Source organism: Spirosoma horti (assembly GCF_054776595.1).
Genome location: NZ_BAAHBQ010000001.1, coordinates 34,577 through 51,080, shown reverse-complemented (window position 1 = coordinate 51,080; position 16,504 = coordinate 34,577). Strand labels below are relative to the sequence as shown.

The window sequence follows — 16,504 nt, the reverse complement described above, 5'->3', positions numbered from 1 at the left end:
GAAATTGAGTAAAATGCCCGAACATTCCGTTGTGATTACGCCCGGAATGAACGATTCGTGCTCGATTCGTGAATTATTTCGTAATTTCGATGTTTTTCAGATAGATAATTACTCATACTCATGATTGAAAGACCCATTACAGATTGGCTTCCTCTAACAATGAAAGAGGTCGAAAAAAGAGGTTGGGACGAAGTGGACATTGTTCTGGTTTCAGGCGATGCTTACGTGGACCACCCGGCTTTCGGAACCGCTGTGATTGGCCGTATCATGGAAAGTGAAGGCTTTCGGGTAGCGGTTGTTGCACAGCCCAACTGGAAAGACGATCTGCGTGATTTCAAGAAATTTGGTAAGCCTAAATATTTCTTTGGGGTTACGGCGGGTTGTATGGACTCTATGGTCAATCACTACACCGCCAACAAACGACTGCGTTCGAATGATTCGTACACCCCCGGTGGCGAAGCGGGCTTCCGACCCGATTACGCGACGACGGTGTACTCCCGAATATTGAAAGAATTGTATCCTGACGTGCCGGTGCTTCTGGGTGGCATTGAGGCTTCCCTGCGCCGGGTAACGCACTACGATTACTGGCAGGATAAACTGATGCCGTCCATTCTGGTGGATGCTGGGGCCGACATGCTGGTGTATGGCATGGGTGAACAGCCCCTACGTGAAATTCTGAAACTGGCGCGGCAGGGTGTACCGTTTTCGTCCATGCGGAATATCAATCAGGTGGCGTTTATGCACGATGCCCGCGCTCCGTTGGCTGACTACAACAACTGGAGTACCGTTGAACTGGCGAGTCATGAGACCTGTCTGAAAGACAAGATCAAGTACGCAGCCAACTTTAAAATCGTGGAGGTCGAGTCGAATAAATGGCAGGCCAACCGCATTACCCAAGAGGTGGGCGATCAGGTACTGGTCATCAATCCGCCCTTCAAAACGATGGAGGAGGCTGAGATCGATAAGTCGTTCGATTTGCCGTACACGCGGATGCCCCATCCGAAATACAAGAAACGTGGCCCCATTCCGGCCTATGACATGATCAAATTCTCGGTCAATATGCACCGGGGTTGTTTTGGTGGTTGTAGTTTCTGTACCATTTCGGCGCATCAGGGTAAATTTATTGCCTCGCGATCTGAGAAATCCGTGCTGAAAGAGGTCGATGAAATCACGAAGCACCCGGAATTCAAGGGCTATATCTCCGATCTGGGTGGTCCATCGGCGAATATGTACAAGATGAAGGGCAAAGACGAATCGATCTGCGCCCGATGTCAGAGTCCGAGCTGTATTCACCCGGTTATCTGTTCCAACCTCGACACCTCGCACAAGCCATTGACGGAGTTGTATCGTAAGGTAGATGCTAATCTGGCCATTAAAAAAGCGTTTGTGGGTTCGGGCGTGCGGTACGATTTACTGGTTGATGATTTCAATAAAAATAACAGCGATGGTAACCACGACGAGTACATGGAGCAGCTTGTTACGCGCCACGTATCAGGTCGCCTGAAAGTGGCTCCTGAGCATACCGCCGACGATACGTTGCGGGTCATGCGGAAGCCATCGTTCAAGTATTTCAAGTTGTTCAAGAAGAAGTACGACGAGATTCAGGAAAAGCATAACCTCAAACAACCCCTGATTCCGTATTTCATTTCGTCGCACCCCGGTTGTGAAGAGCAGGACATGGCTAACCTGGCTGCCGAAACTAAAGACCTTGGTTTTCAGCTCGAACAGGTGCAGGATTTTACACCCACTCCCATGACCGTGGCCGAAGTAATCTACTATTCCGGCGTTCATCCCTACACGTTGAAGCCTGTGAAAACGGCCAAAACACGGGACGAAAAACAGGCACAGAATCGGTACTTCTTCTGGTACAAACCCGAATACAAAGACTGGATCCGGAACCGGCTGAACAAGCTCAATCGGCCCGATCTGGTAGAACGGCTACTGGGTAGTAAAACGGGAAATACAGGTAAGACGACCTCTTCGGGAAACTATTCGGGTAGAAAAAGACGGTAGGAGAGTCTTCTTTTTCTGGTTCGATACCACCTCGTTCACCGTGAAGTTTGGCGACTTAAAAACGCAAATTTCGTGGTGAACGATTTTTTTAGACTGATCTTTGCCAAATGGTACCAACCACCGACACATCCGTAACTAATCTGAATACAGACGACCTCCAGACGAATGCGTCTACCGTACGTCGCCAGAGCGCACCAGCCGCTAAGCCCCGGTTCGATGATATTTTTATGGACCTGGCCGTGAATTTGGCCAGACGATCGCACTGTATCAAAGCGCAGGTTGGGGCCGTCCTGACCCGCGACACCCGAATCATTTCGATTGGGTATAATGGCCCCCCCGCCGGGACACATAATTGCGATGAGGAGTTTCCTGATGTGGGTTGTCCACGGGATTCTAAAGGTTCGTGTTCACTGGCGCTCCATGCTGAGCAAAATGCCATACTGTATGCCGCAAAAAACGGCTCCGAAATTGAAGGCTCAACGATCTACGTAACGCTGTCGCCCTGCATTGCTTGCGCCCGGATCATTTACAGTATGAAAATTGCGCGGGTCGTTTTTCTGAATTCATACGCCGAATACAAAGGGATTTCGTCCGACGAAGGCGTTGATTTTCTCCGTCGGTTTGGTGTGCTGGTTGAGCGGTATGTGCCAACGGAGGGCGTCGCCCTGGCAGCTGAGCCACCAATAGCCCAGGCGACGGTATGAATATACTGGCGCATGGTTATCTGTCGAATCGAAACACAGGTTTACTCATTGGGAATTTTATTGGCGATTTTATAAAGGGAGACCCCGCCCGCCCTCGTCACAACTTATCGCCCGAAGAGGTGATGGGCGTTCGTGTGCACCGGGCCATCGACTCCTTTACAGATGCCCACCCCGATGTGGCGGCTGTGCGTGATTTATTGCATCCACGCTGTCACAAGTATGCCGGGGCGGCCGTTGATATTTTCTTTGACCACTTTCTGGCGATCAACTTTGAGCCGCTAACGGGTGAAACCCTGGCTACTTTTACGCATTATTTCTATCAGACCCTGCTCGATAATCAGGCTCGTTTGCCGGTCGACGCATCCCGAATGGCCGATTATATGATTCGGCAGGATTGGCTGACGAATTACCAGTTTATCGAAGGGGTTGACCGGTCGCTCAAAGGAGTGTCCCGGCGAACCGCTTTCCCATCGGGATTAGAGACGGCTATTCTGGATTTAGAACGGTATTATGAGCTAATTGCCCGCCATTTCACGTATTTTTGGCCTACCTTAGTTGAACACGTACAACAGACGCGCATCGCGTTGACACACTCATGATGAAATCTAAAAAAAGCATTTTCCCCCTGGCCCTGGTGGCTATACTGTTAGCCATTCTAATCGGTCAGGCTGGCTGGAAAAAAGCGGAGCCCTGGAGTCCTGAACAACTGCTGGAACCCGCCGATCTGGCCCAGATGATAAACGACCCATCGGCAGCAAAGCCGCTCATTATCAGCATCGGACCAGCGGCTACCATCAAAGGGTCGGTCGGTATTGGACCGGGCAGCGAAGCCGCAAATCTGGCGAAACTGGAGGAGCTACTTAGTAAAGAATCTAAAGATCGGGCCATCGTGATTTACTGCGGCTGTTGTCCGTTCAAAAATTGCCCGAACGTGCGCCCCGCGTTTACGAAGCTGAATGAACTGGGTTTCAAGAATCACAAATTGCTGAATCTGGCCAAAAACCTGAAGACTGACTGGCTCGATAAAGGTTATCCGGTTGCTGAATAGAATGAGAGTGCTGCTGACTACTTGACATCAAGTAATGAGCAGCACTAATGTAGTCCTTGATCATTCCTCAATTTATGTGCCCCGCCTTTTATAGCGAACGAGCTAACGAACCGGGCTATGGCCAATGAAGTCCAGATACCGTCTTATCGCCTTTGTACTGGCGCTCATCATCATTAACGGACTCGCGTTCAGCATTGCTCTGGTCGACAAAACCAGCTATAAAAATGCGTTGTACTACCGCTTTACGCGGCAGCGCTTTGCCTGGATCGTGTCCAGTCCACCGCCACAACACGCGATCAATGCCGGTTGGTCTAAGGCGAGTCTCAACGCTGCTTTTGCTACGACGAACGCTGCATCGGTGGGCTCTTCCTCTTCCGATTCGATCTTTACGCGCGCCGTTGTACTTGACAATGGGACGAACAAAGCGGTGGTTATCAGCATTGACTTGCTCATGATGCCACCGTTGGTTGCTGTTGAGTTGCAAAAGCAACTGCCTAAACTTGGCTTCGACTGGAAGAACGTGTACCTGGGAGCAACCAATTCGCACCCAAATCTGGGCGGATGGGCCAACGACTACATGAGCAAAAAGAGTTTGGGCGATTATGATAAAACGTTAGTTGACAACCTCACAAAAGCCATTCTACAAGCCGTTGCGAGCGCTCAGAAAAATAGCGCTGTTGTTCAAACGGGGTATACGCAGGTTGAGCATGGCCATTTTCTAAAACTACAGAAACGATCCGGCGAGTCGGCAGTCATGTACTCGACCGATGCGCCACAACTGCTGGCCGATCTGGCTAATTCGTCTCCTGGACGTAGTTTGGGCAATCTATTGACTACCCAACTGGAGAAAGAGACAGGGAGCTTTGCTCTGTATATGGTTGGTGCAGTTGATCGACCTACCGAAAAGATAAACGCCCCGTCGGGTCGAGTCGATAGCGTGTTGGCACGCGTTGTACCAATGCTCAAAAACCTGCCGCTTCACACCGACAGTGTATTGGTGGCGCAAACGGTACCACTTATTCAAAGTGATCCTCAGGTGCGGCTCAGTAAAAGCTGGCGGCTCAAACCCTGGCTTGTGAAAGCGATTTATGGTGATTATGGTGCGGATATGAAGGCGTTACGGATTGGAAAAACCGTTTTTGTTGGCAACCCTGGCGCTTTTTCGTCCGAGTTGGCCTCGGAATTGCAGGCAACCCCCACCGGAGAAAGGAATAACCTGGTGATCACCAGTTATAATGGCGGCAACATTGGCCAAATTGTGCCGGATCGCTACTATGACGATCCAAAAAGTCCGTACGACATCCATGACATGAACCGTTTTGGGCCGCATACCAGCGCTTTCATCATGGAGATGGTCCAGAACCTGGTGAGTAGTCTAAAATAAGAGAAGCCGCTGGTTAGTATCTGACAAAAGATGGAGCGACCAGTTCCGGCTATTTTTTGAGCTCAATTACAGGATGAGGGTTTGCCAATAACTGTTGAAACCAACGTCCCGATGCCTTAACAATTCGCTGTTGCGTCCGAAAATCCACGTAAACCAGCCCGAAACGGGGACGATAGCCCTCGGCCCATTCAAAATTATCCAGGAATGTCCAGGCGAAATAGCCCTGCACCGGAATGCCCTCCTGCTTGGCCCGCAGCACTTCCCGTATGTAATTCTGGTGGTATTCGACCCGGGCTATGTCGTTCACCCGGCCTTTTTCTACAGTATCGTAAAAGGCGGCTCCACTTTCGGTAATGTAGATTTTTTTGACGCCCTCGTACTGGCTGAACTGTTTGATAATCCGATACATACTTTCCGGATATACCTCCCAGCCCATTTCAGTAATGGTTTGGACGTTACGCCGTAAGGGCGACACATCTTTAGCCCATAGATAAGGCATAAAATAAGACTGTTCAACAACGGCTCGGAAGTAGTGCTGCAAACCGATGAAGTCAAAGTCAAACGCCAGCCGGTCGAAATCACCGGGTTTTGCCACTTTTTTGGCGATGCCACCCAGAAACGGAAGTTCATTGACAGGATAGCCTAACCCAAGAGCGGGTTCGATGTAGAGCCGGTTCAGAAGGGCGTCAACACGAGTAGCAGCGGGCTGATCGCGGGGGGTAAACGGGTCGATGGGCGAGCAGGAAAACGTAGTGCCCACTTGTGCGTCAGGGACGTTTTGCCGGACAATCCGGCCACCCTCGGCCTGTGCCAGCGCGGTGTTGTGAATGGCGGGCAGGAGGTTCCGAAAACTACGTCGTCCGGGGGCATGCTGTCCTGTAAAGTACCCCAGAATAGATGAGGCCAGGGGCTCATTCAGGATAATCCAGTGCTTGACTTTATGCCCGAATGCTTTGGTCGCAACATCCACGAAGTCGCCGAACCAATCTACAATCTGGCGGTTAGGCCAGCCGCCTTTGTTTTCAAGTGCCTGTGGTAAGTCCCAGTGATACAACGTGATCCAGGGGGTAATGCCAAGAGCGAGGCAGTGGTCTATAAGCTGATGATAGAATGTAAGGCCGGCCTGATTGATGCGACCGCCGTGGCGTGGACCCGTACCTTCAGGCAGAATACGGGACCAGGATAGCGAAAATCGAAAGGCATCGAATCCTAGCTCTTTATGAAGTTCCAGGTCAGACGCATAGCGGTCGTAAAATTCGCAGGCTATATCGCCATGTTCGCCGGTCTTGATCTTCCCTTTCTGATGGCTAAACGTATCCCAGATGGATGGCCCGCGCCCGTCTCGATCAACAGCGCCTTCAATCTGGTAAGCCGCCGTAGCCGTACCCCAACTAAAATCGGGGCCAAAATCGTGTTTAGTCATCAGACAAATATAGCTTCTGTAGGCGAAGCAATCGACCAGTCAACGCGTTGGCTTCTGCGATTGTTTGATGGTTTTCGCTAGTCAAGGCTGTCGCGTCTTTTTATACCGTGTGCATCCGTGTTTCGTGCCAAACAAAATGCCGTTGTCTGCGTACATTTAGGGCAAAACTAATGCCCTGATTGGTTATGCCCATCATCAGCCGGAAAAAGCAGATTTATGCCATCAACGACCACCTGCGGGCGTATCTGATGCAGTATAATCGCGAACATTCCCTCCCAATTCATTATACAGATTTATTACGTTACGATAATTCAATATCGCTCTTCGATAAACGGGATCGGGATACACTTTGGGAAACGGTTTTTTACCCAGCGTCAGAAATTAATGATATTCTGCTGGCACTTAAGACCATATATGCTACTCTGAAAGCAGATGGCGATATGTCGGTAACGGGCCATCTGGCCATCGATCGGGTCGATTTGTGCTCGTATGGCAACACCATGCCATTTCGGGTTCGCATTCGTAATCTGGTCAACGATAACTTCGACTATTTCTACATCAAAAACGCCGACGCATCCCGCGTGTATGGGCTGGAATTAGAGCATATTCTATCGCCCAATCGAATCAGTTATCTGACCAGTGGAAGTACGCTGATCGAGGAACACATTGCGGGGATTCCGGGTGATATGTTCTTTGAACAGCAGATGCAGGACCCCGATCGGAACCCGGTTCGGCTCTGTAAAGAATTTGTTAAATTTAATGAGCGCTGCTTTATCCGGTTGCTGGGCGACATGCACTCGAGCAATTTCGTAGTCGATATTACCCCGGATTTTGATGAAGTTTACTATCGCATACGGGCCATCGACTTCGACCAGCAATCCTATGAAGGGCGTAAATCGGTTTATATGCCTCAATATTATCGGCAGAATCAGCCCATCATCGACCTGGGAACAGCTACTCTTACGCCCGAAAGCGTACGGCAGTATCAGGTAGAAGAACGATCCCTGGTGGCGGGGCGGCTGCGGGTTGAACAAATACGCATTCATGACCTGATGGGGGCCATGCGAACAGATACAATTGCTCCGCCAGCCAATGTTGAGCAACTGGGTGCGGCATTGAACCGTCATTATCACACCAGCAGCTTCAACAATTGCCGAACTATGGGCGACCTTGTCTGGCGAAGTCTGGAAGTGGTATCGGCTCATTAAACTAGCTCCCCATGGTTGACATAGTCAACCATGGGGAGCCATTTAAGTGCAGTGAATGAGCTGATTACCCTTAGCCTCTACGACCGTAGGGAGTTGGGCGGTTATTGAACCGGTTAGGTTGCTGAACAGCAAACAAACGGTCGCGTTGAGCGGAGTTTAATACCGCCAGCATATCCTGGCGCTTACGGAGCTGAAGCTGACGATAGCCATCGGGCGTCATGCGGCTGCGGGCCATGAGTTCATCGTAGTTATTTTCGATCTTACGAAGCTGCTTTTCCTGACGACGGCTTAAGCCGACAATGGCATCGATACGGTCAATTTTTAACTCGTCCTGATACTGATCATTGTTGTATTGTGAACCTTTCGCGGGTACCGGACGATTGTCGAAAGGTCTTGAATAAACGCCTTGTGCAAACGTGGCACCAGAAGCAAGGGTAAATAAAGTAAGGGCGGCTGCGATTGTCTTTTTCATGATCCGTTGGTTGTTTTTATGTGTTACTTGATCGTTAGAGACAAATTGCCGGGCTGCGTTTAATGGGAGAGTAGGCGCATCTGGCTGAGTGCCCGATTTGGCTTCCCGAACGGGCTTGATTTACTCCCGAATGGCCTTTTCTTTTTCCAACTGCCGGTGTGCCATCGATTGCGCTAGAATGCTGGCGACAATGAGCTGAAGCGCATGATACATCATAATGGGCAGCAGGACAACCCCCGCAACCGAACCCGGGAACAGGACATTGGCCATGACGCTTCCCTGTACCAGTGACTTTTTGGAGCCACAAAATAGGGCCGTGATCCGATCTTCACGACTAAACTTCAGCAGACGACTAAGTACATGGACGAATCCGTAGATAAGGAAAAACAAGCCCAGCATCATCCCCGCCAATTTTACCAGATCAGCCGCTGAAAATTTAGCAAACAAGTTGAGCGAAAACGACTCACAAAAGGCGGTATAGACAATGAGCAGAATGGTGAGTTGATCAAAATAGCGTAGATACGATTTGTGCCGTTCGGCGAACCAGCCCAGTTTACGATTCAGTAAAAGCCCCAGCACCACCGGCACAATGACCTGTACTGTTAGCTTGCCGATAACACTGGTGAGGTCAAAGTGCCCGTTTGAACTGGCTAGTAAGAAACTCATCCAGAGGGGCGTAATAAATACACCGATCAGGCTGGAAATGCTGGCGTTGAAAATGGCGGCTGGGATGTTGCCGTTCGCAATGGAAACCATCACCACCGACGACGACACGGTGGAGGGCAGGGCGGCCACGTAAAAAATACCCAGCCAAAGTAATTCCCTATCGGGGGTGAGTAGCAACGAGCGAGCCGCTAATACAACCGCCGGGAAAACAATGAACGTGGTCGTGTGGATGACCAGGTGCAACCGATAATTTCGCAGACCTGCTCTTAACTGATTGAAATTCAGTCGAAGACCATAGAAAAAGAAGATGAACGACACCCCGTAATTGGCCAGAGACGATAGCGATAGCGGACCTTCCTGAATGCCGGGACCGGGCCATAATCTGGCTAAACCAATCATGCCCAGCAGGGCCAGAATAAACCAATCAAGACCCACACGGGCCAGTAAAGAGCCTAAAGACGATTTTGCCATAGAAAGAATAACCGCTCCGGGCTCAATACCGTTTGGTTGTGATTGCTACCGCACTTTAATGATTTCCCCAAAATAATTCATTGTCACCAGGTAATCGGACGTCTTTTTGCTTTCTGGCTCAATCAGGCGCATCGAAATAGTGATGTACCGTTGACCATTAAAGGTAGGCTTGTACGTAACACTCTGGAGAATGGCCTGTTCAATGGGCTTGTCGTTTTTGGTGAAATAAACCAGATCATCTTTTAAAAGCGTCCGTCTGAACACCTGACTACCTGATTTCTTCGTTGCCCGGATCGTTACGCTATTGTTGAAATAGCACCCATTGGCCACCTGCAGTGAACTGGTATCCTGATCGACAGTTATTGAAACGGTCAATGCTTTCGCTGATTCCTGGTAAATATCAGCTTTGCCCAGCTTAGCGGACTTCACTATTGACTGACAATCACTGGTTTTAGATACTCGGGGAGTGGCCATTAAATCGGCAGAAGCCTGAGTCGTTTGGGCTGTATTCTCCTGTTTTTTTTCGGTTTGTCCACAGGCTTGTAACAAGCAGGCTGCAAACAGCGCCATGAATACGTTTTTCATGCCGTAAATTTCTTATTTATCCCCTAACAAAATAGCATTAGGTGCCTCATTTTAGCCGCCAAAATAAGAAATAGGGAAGCGTGTTACTTTTTGAATCACCACCAGTCAAAACAGCTCAGTTGAGTATAAAGGATATGAAAAGGCGTTGGTTTTCAACGCTCTTTAACTCAAAATAAAATTTAGTCATTTAAACGAAATCTAAATGCTCGCAAATTTCGTTTATTGAACAATATTGATTTTAATTTGCACTGCTATGAAACGGTTTCGCTCAATCTCGCTTGATCCTGTCAATACAATTGCCTGGACAGGCATTCTTGTCCTTTCAGTTTTATTTGCGTTTGGCCTCGCTATGATCCTGTTCTAGGTCAGCCAACAAATTGTTTTCACGTACTGATTTTGCTTTCCATTCCCGATTCAGCCAAATGGCGGATGAATGAATCCTATTTGCACTGCAAGATTCATTCACTAGCCAATCAGTTTCGCCTGTCAATTTGGGGAAGGTTTATGCAGGTCTGTTGATTTCCGCCTATTCGTCAGCTAGAATTATCGGGTTCCAGATGCGCTGAAGGCTCCCGTAAAAGTCATCGTTAGATTGAGAAAGAAGCCTCTGCAAGGTCGAGGTTGGAAGTTGGGTTGGCTGCGTAACGTCGGTTGGCGTGAGTGTACGTTCCATGTGGGGCTATTCAATTTAGCTGCTGTTTCACGGATTAAAAGGTAACGTACAGGTCTTTCATTAGGCTGATTGACATCGGCCCATACGGGATAGTTGTGGCTGGGTTTAAGTTATTTTAACAAAAGCTACGCACCGTAAGGCTGAGCGATTGCTGGTCATTTATACTGTTGGCCCAATTAAACGAGCCTTAGAAGGCTATTTGAACGAGTTATATACATTACGCCGTCCAGGAGCCGATCGTTACGGAGGTTCACTCCCGATCAAAAAACAGGTTAGTAAATCTTCATTTTTACAAAAACTCTTCACACCTTTCAGGATAAACAAACGGTAGTCTGCTTTACAGACTGACTGGCTATCTTGTTGAGCTGGTTTATTTCCGTTTAACATTTAATATCCTGACATGAGGCTAAATAACTGGTTATTTTTACTTCTTTTTCTTTCACCACCGCTGCTCGCCCAATCGAATCTTAAACTTTGGTATAATCAACCGGCAGCTGCCTGGACCGAAGCATTACCTGTTGGCAATGGACGTATAGGGGGGATGGTGTTTGGCAAGGTTGACAATGAGTTAATCCAACTCAACGAGAGTACACTTTGGTCGGGTGGGCCGGTAAAAGGAGCGGTCAACCCAGAATCACCTTCGTATTTGCCAAAAGTTCGGGAAGCCCTGGCAAAAGAGGACTACACACAGGCTGTTGCTCTGGTGAAACACATGCAGGGACTTTATACGCAGTCGTACATGCCGCTGGGCGATTTGTTACTGAAGCAGGATTTTAACGGCGCCAAACCGACGGATTACTATCGGGATCTTGATATTCAGAAGGCCGTGGCCACGACCCGGTTTACGGTGAACGGCGTAACCTATAAACGGGAAGTATTTGCTTCGGCTCCTGACGGCGTCATGGTAATCCGGCTGACTGCCAGCAAGCCGGGTCAACTTTCGTTCGATGCATCGACTAAGAGCCCGTTGCGCTTTCAGAATACCACGGGTACAACCGGCGAACTGGTGATGAAGGGGAGAGCTCCGGCTCAGGTCGATCCTAACTATTATAATTCAAGAGACCGGCAGCCCATTATTTATGAGGATACCGAGGGCTGTAACGGCATGCGCTTTCAGCTACGCCTGAAGGCGCTCCATAAAGGGGGCACTGTGCAAACCGATACTGCGGGGATTCATGTTCGTAAGGCAACGGAAGTCATGCTGCTGGTAGCGGCAACGACCAGCTTCAACGGTTATGATAAGTGTCCTGATAAGGATGGGAAAGATGAAAATAAGCTAGCAGAAACCCTGATCCGGCAAGCCGATAACCGTGATTATCAAACATTGCTTGCCCGACATACGGCTGATTATCAGTCTTATTTCAATCGGTTTTCGTTTCAGGTAACCGATACGACGGCTGCGAATGCCAATGCCGCTTTACCGTCTGACCAGCGTTTGCAGGGGTATAGTGCCGGAGCCTATGATCCGGGTGTCGAAACGCTTTATTGCCAGTATGGACGTTATTTGCTGATCTCCAGCTCCCGCGTCCCCGATGTACCGGCCAACCTTCAGGGCATCTGGAACAAAGACTTACGCGCTCCCTGGAGTTCCAACTATACCATCAACATCAATACTCAGATGAATTACTGGCCGGTCGAGGTCACTAATCTGTCCGAATTACACCAGCCATTATTAAGTTTTATCGGGCAGCTAGCCAAAACGGGAGCCATTACCGCCAGGGAGTTTTACAACATGAAGGGGTGGGTAGCGCACCACAATACCGACATCTGGGCGATATCCAACCCCGTGGGCGATCGGGGGCAGGGTGATCCAAAGTGGGCAAACTGGAACCAGGGAGCAGGCTGGTTGAGTCAGCACCTCTGGGAGCACTATCGGTTTACGGATGATAAAAATTTCCTGCGTGAAACAGCATATCCCCTGATGAAAGGAGCCGCCCAGTTCTACCTGGACTGGCTTGTTGAAGACAAGGACGGGTACCTGGTCGTATCACCATCCGTATCGCCGGAAAATGATTTCATCGACTCGAAAGGTCAGCCGGCTTCTATTTCAGTAGCCACGACCATGGATATGTCAATCATGTGGGACCTGTTCACCAACCTGATCGATGCGTCGACCGCCCTGAATACAGATGCTGAATTCAGAACGATGCTCATAGAGAAACGGAAAAAGTTTTATCCGTTACACATTGGCCATAAGAGTAATCTTCAGGAGTGGAGTAAAGACTGGGAAGACGTTGATCCACAACACAGGCACGTGTCCCACTTATTCGGGCTGCACCCCGGACGCCAGATTTCGCCCATTACAACACCTGACTTTTCAGCGGCTGCTAAAAAAACGCTGGAACTCCGGGGCGATGCTGGTACGGGGTGGAGTCGGGCCTGGAAAATCAATTTTTGGGCTAGGCTGCTCGATGGCAACCATGCGTACAAATTACTGCGGGAGTTACTACAGTTTACCAGCGAAACCAAAACCAATTATGGCAGTAAGGGTGGGGGCGGTACCTATCCCAACTTTTTCGATGCGCACCCGCCCTTTCAGATCGATGGTAATTTTGGGGGAACCGCGGGTATGGCCGAAATGCTGATTCAAAGCCACTTAAACGATATTCATTTGCTGGCTGCACTACCTGATACCTGGAAAGACGGACGCGTTACGGGGCTGAGAGCGCGTGGTGGATTTGAGGTGGGTATGCACTGGAAGAACCACCAGTTAGTAACCGCTACCGTTAAGTCGCTGTCTGGCGAACCTTGCAAACTCAGAACCAGCCGCCCAATACGCGTTCAAGGGACAAAAGCAACATCAATTAAAACGGACATGGGATACGTGACATCGTTTACAACTCAAAAAGGCACTATTTACGGGCTGACGGGTTTGTGAAATCAGGTATATATTTAGCTAGGCACCAAACAGCCAGAGGCTGTTTGGTGCAAAATAAGACAAAAGCAATGAGGGGCCGATTTTAGAATCGGCCCCTCATTGCTTTTGTAGAAATCCCTCAGACTACGAACCCGACGTCATAAACAGTTGCAACTTTATCTGGTCATTCGGGCGGAGCTGGTCACCAAGGGTCACCCGTTGCATCAATGATTTGAGCGAATATATGCCGCCGGATGGCGCCGGGATACTTAATAAAAGCGGTTGGCTCAGTGCTTTTTTCTTTATGATCTGACCAATGTAATACGTCAGATCAATGGTGTAGCTATCCGTTAATAGAGGAGTTATGGGATCGGGAACTTGCGAGTAGCCCGCTCCAGCCACGTCGGCTCCTGTTGCTCCTCCTGGTATCGTCGCAATGAACTCATTCTGAGAATTGGTCTGATAAAGCTGCAGACTCGGGGGGGGAGCAATATTATCACGGGAATCACGCCGAACGGGACTAATCACCAGAAGCGCCCGGTTTAGATCGGCAAAGTTACCTGGCCGGAAAAATTCATTTAAGTAGGGAAACTCAAGGCGCGTCTGAAGGCCGGCACCCAAGGCTACAAACGTGGTCCGATCGGTCAGATAACTGCTGACGACGTCGGAGCGACTTTTTAACGCACTTAGTGGAGTACCCGTTCGATCGTTTTTGAACGATGTAAAATGCAGTGAAGTAATCGGAAATAGCAGCGTCGAAGCTGTTCTATTGACATCCGTATCGTGGTAATAAAGCCGCAGGCCACTTATTGATGGATTCGTCGTAAAGCCAATAAATGTATTTGCCGTTGACTTACTCAGAAACGCGAAACCGGGCAAAAAGTCATTCAGCGTGACGTTGTCCGTAATATCACCACTGATCAGTTTATCGTATAAACCCTGTGCCAGCTCGCTCGGAATCCGAATCTGAAGCAGCCGATTTCCACTAAACTGTTGTGGAACGAAAGTGCGTTGGACAAGAGGTTTGGCTGAATAGCCAACGGTGCTGGTGTTAAAGTAATTCTGGGCGGCCAGAGGTCTATTCAGGGGGTAAATCCCCAGATTGAACGCCGATGTTGTATCGCCATACGTAAACGAATAGCCTAGCTCCAGCACAAGTGAATCGAGCCGTAGATTCGTTTGGGAGACCAGTGAATTGGCCGGATAGTCGATGGCCGCAAAAGCCTGTGTGCTTTGCAGACCCGTTTGCGCGTCCTTCCATTGACCGACAACTATATCGGCATCACCCGACGTCAGGAACGAATCAGGACGCATCACCGTAGACGTCTTAATCGACACCGAATCAACGGATTGAATCTGCAACTGTTGCGGATTAATCACCGACTGTCCCACGTTAAGATCGCCCGATTGGCAAGCAAATAGCACTATACCGGCCAGCCAAAGCAAACCGGCGTACCAGAGAGTACGCATAAGCAAATAAGTCAGGGAATTTTTACGCCTAACTGGCGTAGTTCATCATTCGTCAGGGTAGGCAGTGCCTTGTCCTGTTGTATTTTCTCAACCACTCGCTCACCAACCCGCTGGGCTTGTGCTGCGCTGGAAAAGCCTACTATACCAGGCTGGCCCGGTATAGTAGGCTGATGAATGAATGGCTTTCCGTGGTTCAGAATGGCATAACCCCAACCGCCTGGGGTTGAAAAAACCTCAACCGTATAGGGGTTTTGCCGCTGATAAATACTATAGGCGGTCAGAATTGCAAGCAACAGCAACACCAGAAGCAACCCCTTCCGAACTACATTCGTCTGTGCTGGTTGATGCATGTTTGTTGACGCATTCTGCACCTTACAATACCTGTTCTATGGTTGGATCGAAATCCCACAAATCGTCGAAACGGTTTGTGCCGTTGCTACCCGTCGTTACATAGCCTTTGTTGCCAATCGCAAAGCCAACGGCGTTGATGCGGTTGGCACCTTCAAACGAACCCAGGGTGGTCCAGAGATCGGTTGCTGGGTCATACTGCCAAACGTTCGTGTTATCGCCGAGCAGCACATAGCCTTTCCCATTGATGGCAAAGCCAACACCATTGCTGCGCTGTACGGCTTGGTCGGTCAGGAAGTCAAGTCTCTGCGTCCATACATCCGTTGCTGGATCATATACGTACCAGTCCCGCTGGGCTGTTCCGTTGTTGTTGCCTGTACCGGCATAGGCCATGTTGTTGATCACAAACGCAACGGCACCAACCCGTTTTGCTCCACCGTAGCTGGCCACTTTCGTCCAGGCGTTGGCCGTTGGGTCGAATGCCCACATGTCTTTCAGGTAGTTACCGTCGTTGCCGGTACCCACATATCCTTTGTTGCCAATCGAGAAAGCCATCGTGCCATAACGGGCTGTGCCGCCAAAGTCAGCGACTTTCGTCCAGGTGTTCGTGGTTGGGTCGTAACCCCAGAAATCTTTTAGCTTATCGCTATTGACGTTGATCCCTGTGCCAATGTAGCCCTTGTTGCCAACGGCGAAGCCAATCCCTGAATAACGGGCAACACCCCCGTAGTTAGCCTTTTGCGACCAGGCGTTCTTGGCGGGGTCATACGCCCAGAAATCCTGAAGACGTTCGTTGCTGGCATTGCGGCCAGTACCCATATAGGCAATGTTATTGATCACGAAGCTAGCCGCTTCGGAGCGGGCTACTCCTTCAAACTCGGATTTAACTGTCCAGTCGCCCAGAACAGATACCGTAGAATTACTATTACAACCAGCCAGTAAACCAGCCCAGCCAATGGCAACAACACCCAGTGCCCAGTTGATGCGCTGCTGTTTTTTGGTTTTCTGAGTTGCAGAGGAGAGCGAGGTCTCGGAAGCTACGGATTGCGGCTCGGAATTAGTTGCCGAGAATAATCGGAATGGTAAATGAATCATGAAAAAGAGCGTAAACGAACGAACTAAAACGTAAAGTTATACCAATTTGCGTTAAAAACGACGATTTTGCCATCCCGACCGGGATGA

At 49.5% G+C, this 16,504-nt stretch carries 14 protein-coding genes; 7 read left to right on the top strand and 7 right to left on the bottom strand.

Annotated elements, in window-relative coordinates; genetic code table 11:
• The first annotated feature begins 120 nt into the window (after positions 1 to 120).
• From ACYVAM_RS00255 to ACYVAM_RS00235, 5 genes are all read left to right on the top strand, one after another.
• A complete protein-coding gene (locus ACYVAM_RS00255; protein ID WP_461062739.1) occupies positions 121 to 2,013 on the top strand; it encodes a YgiQ family radical SAM protein in 1,893 nt (630 codons plus the stop codon).
• A gap of 227 nt (positions 2,014 to 2,240) precedes the next feature.
• The gene (locus tag ACYVAM_RS00250) at positions 2,241 to 2,717 is read left to right on the top strand and encodes a deoxycytidylate deaminase (protein WP_461064188.1); all 477 of its coding nucleotides are present in this window, start codon (positions 2,241 to 2,243) and stop codon (positions 2,715 to 2,717) included.
• Complete coding sequence (locus ACYVAM_RS00245; RefSeq protein ID WP_461062737.1) at positions 2,714 to 3,316, top strand: acyl carrier protein phosphodiesterase; 603 nt, start codon at positions 2,714 to 2,716, stop codon at positions 3,314 to 3,316. The genes ACYVAM_RS00250 and ACYVAM_RS00245 overlap by 4 nt, the downstream gene beginning before the upstream one ends.
• Positions 3,313 to 3,765 (top strand): rhodanese-like domain-containing protein, encoded by a 453-nt coding sequence (locus ACYVAM_RS00240; RefSeq protein ID WP_461062735.1) that lies wholly within the window; start codon positions 3,313 to 3,315, stop codon positions 3,763 to 3,765. Before ACYVAM_RS00245 ends, ACYVAM_RS00240 begins: the two co-directional genes overlap by 4 nt.
• A 124-nt stretch (positions 3,766 to 3,889) precedes the next feature.
• Positions 3,890 to 5,149, top strand: a complete 1,260-nt coding sequence (locus ACYVAM_RS00235; RefSeq protein WP_461062733.1) for a neutral/alkaline non-lysosomal ceramidase N-terminal domain-containing protein — start codon at positions 3,890 to 3,892, stop codon at positions 5,147 to 5,149.
• 49 nt (positions 5,150 to 5,198) lie between these two features.
• Here the strand turns inward: ACYVAM_RS00235 and ACYVAM_RS00230 are convergent, their stop codons facing one another.
• Complete coding sequence (locus ACYVAM_RS00230) at positions 5,199 to 6,572, bottom strand: GH1 family beta-glucosidase (protein ID WP_461062731.1); 1,374 nt, start codon at positions 6,570 to 6,572, stop codon at positions 5,199 to 5,201.
• A gap of 185 nt (positions 6,573 to 6,757) precedes the next feature.
• Here ACYVAM_RS00230 and ACYVAM_RS00225 point away from each other — a divergent pair, with 185 nt between their 5' ends.
• Complete coding sequence (locus tag ACYVAM_RS00225; protein WP_461062729.1) at positions 6,758 to 7,780, top strand: hypothetical protein; 1,023 nt, start codon at positions 6,758 to 6,760, stop codon at positions 7,778 to 7,780.
• Between the two features lie 70 nt (positions 7,781 to 7,850).
• Here the strand turns inward: ACYVAM_RS00225 and ACYVAM_RS00220 are convergent, their stop codons facing one another.
• From ACYVAM_RS00220 to ACYVAM_RS00210, 3 genes are all read right to left on the bottom strand, one after another.
• Entirely contained in the window at positions 7,851 to 8,252 is a 402-nt protein-coding gene (locus tag ACYVAM_RS00220; RefSeq protein ID WP_461062727.1) for a hypothetical protein, read from the bottom strand.
• 120 nt (positions 8,253 to 8,372) lie between these two features.
• A complete protein-coding gene (locus tag ACYVAM_RS00215; protein WP_461062725.1) occupies positions 8,373 to 9,389 on the bottom strand; it encodes a bile acid:sodium symporter family protein in 1,017 nt (338 codons plus the stop codon).
• 45 nt (positions 9,390 to 9,434) lie between these two features.
• Positions 9,435 to 9,974, bottom strand: a complete 540-nt coding sequence (locus ACYVAM_RS00210) for a hypothetical protein (protein WP_461062723.1) — start codon at positions 9,972 to 9,974, stop codon at positions 9,435 to 9,437.
• A gap of 1,073 nt (positions 9,975 to 11,047) precedes the next feature.
• Here ACYVAM_RS00210 and ACYVAM_RS00205 point away from each other — a divergent pair.
• Complete coding sequence (locus tag ACYVAM_RS00205; RefSeq protein ID WP_461062721.1) at positions 11,048 to 13,525, top strand: glycoside hydrolase family 95 protein; 2,478 nt, start codon at positions 11,048 to 11,050, stop codon at positions 13,523 to 13,525.
• A gap of 123 nt (positions 13,526 to 13,648) precedes the next feature.
• Here ACYVAM_RS00205 and ACYVAM_RS00200 read toward each other — a convergent pair whose 3' ends face one another.
• The 3 genes from ACYVAM_RS00200 to ACYVAM_RS00190 are packed head-to-tail and all read right to left on the bottom strand — an operon-like array spanning position 13,649 to position 16,417.
• Positions 13,649 to 14,974 carry a DUF4270 family protein gene (locus ACYVAM_RS00200; RefSeq protein ID WP_461062719.1) on the bottom strand — a complete coding sequence of 442 codons (1,326 nt, stop codon included), beginning with the start codon at positions 14,972 to 14,974 and terminating at the stop codon, positions 13,649 to 13,651.
• 11 nt (positions 14,975 to 14,985) lie between these two features.
• Positions 14,986 to 15,324 carry a DUF4907 domain-containing protein gene (locus ACYVAM_RS00195; protein WP_461062717.1) on the bottom strand — a complete coding sequence of 113 codons (339 nt, stop codon included), beginning with the start codon at positions 15,322 to 15,324 and terminating at the stop codon, positions 14,986 to 14,988.
• Positions 15,325 to 15,346: 22 nt separating this feature from the next.
• Entirely contained in the window at positions 15,347 to 16,417 is a 1,071-nt protein-coding gene (locus tag ACYVAM_RS00190; protein WP_461062715.1) for a Kelch repeat-containing protein, read from the bottom strand.
• Positions 16,418 to 16,504 lie beyond the last annotated feature (87 nt).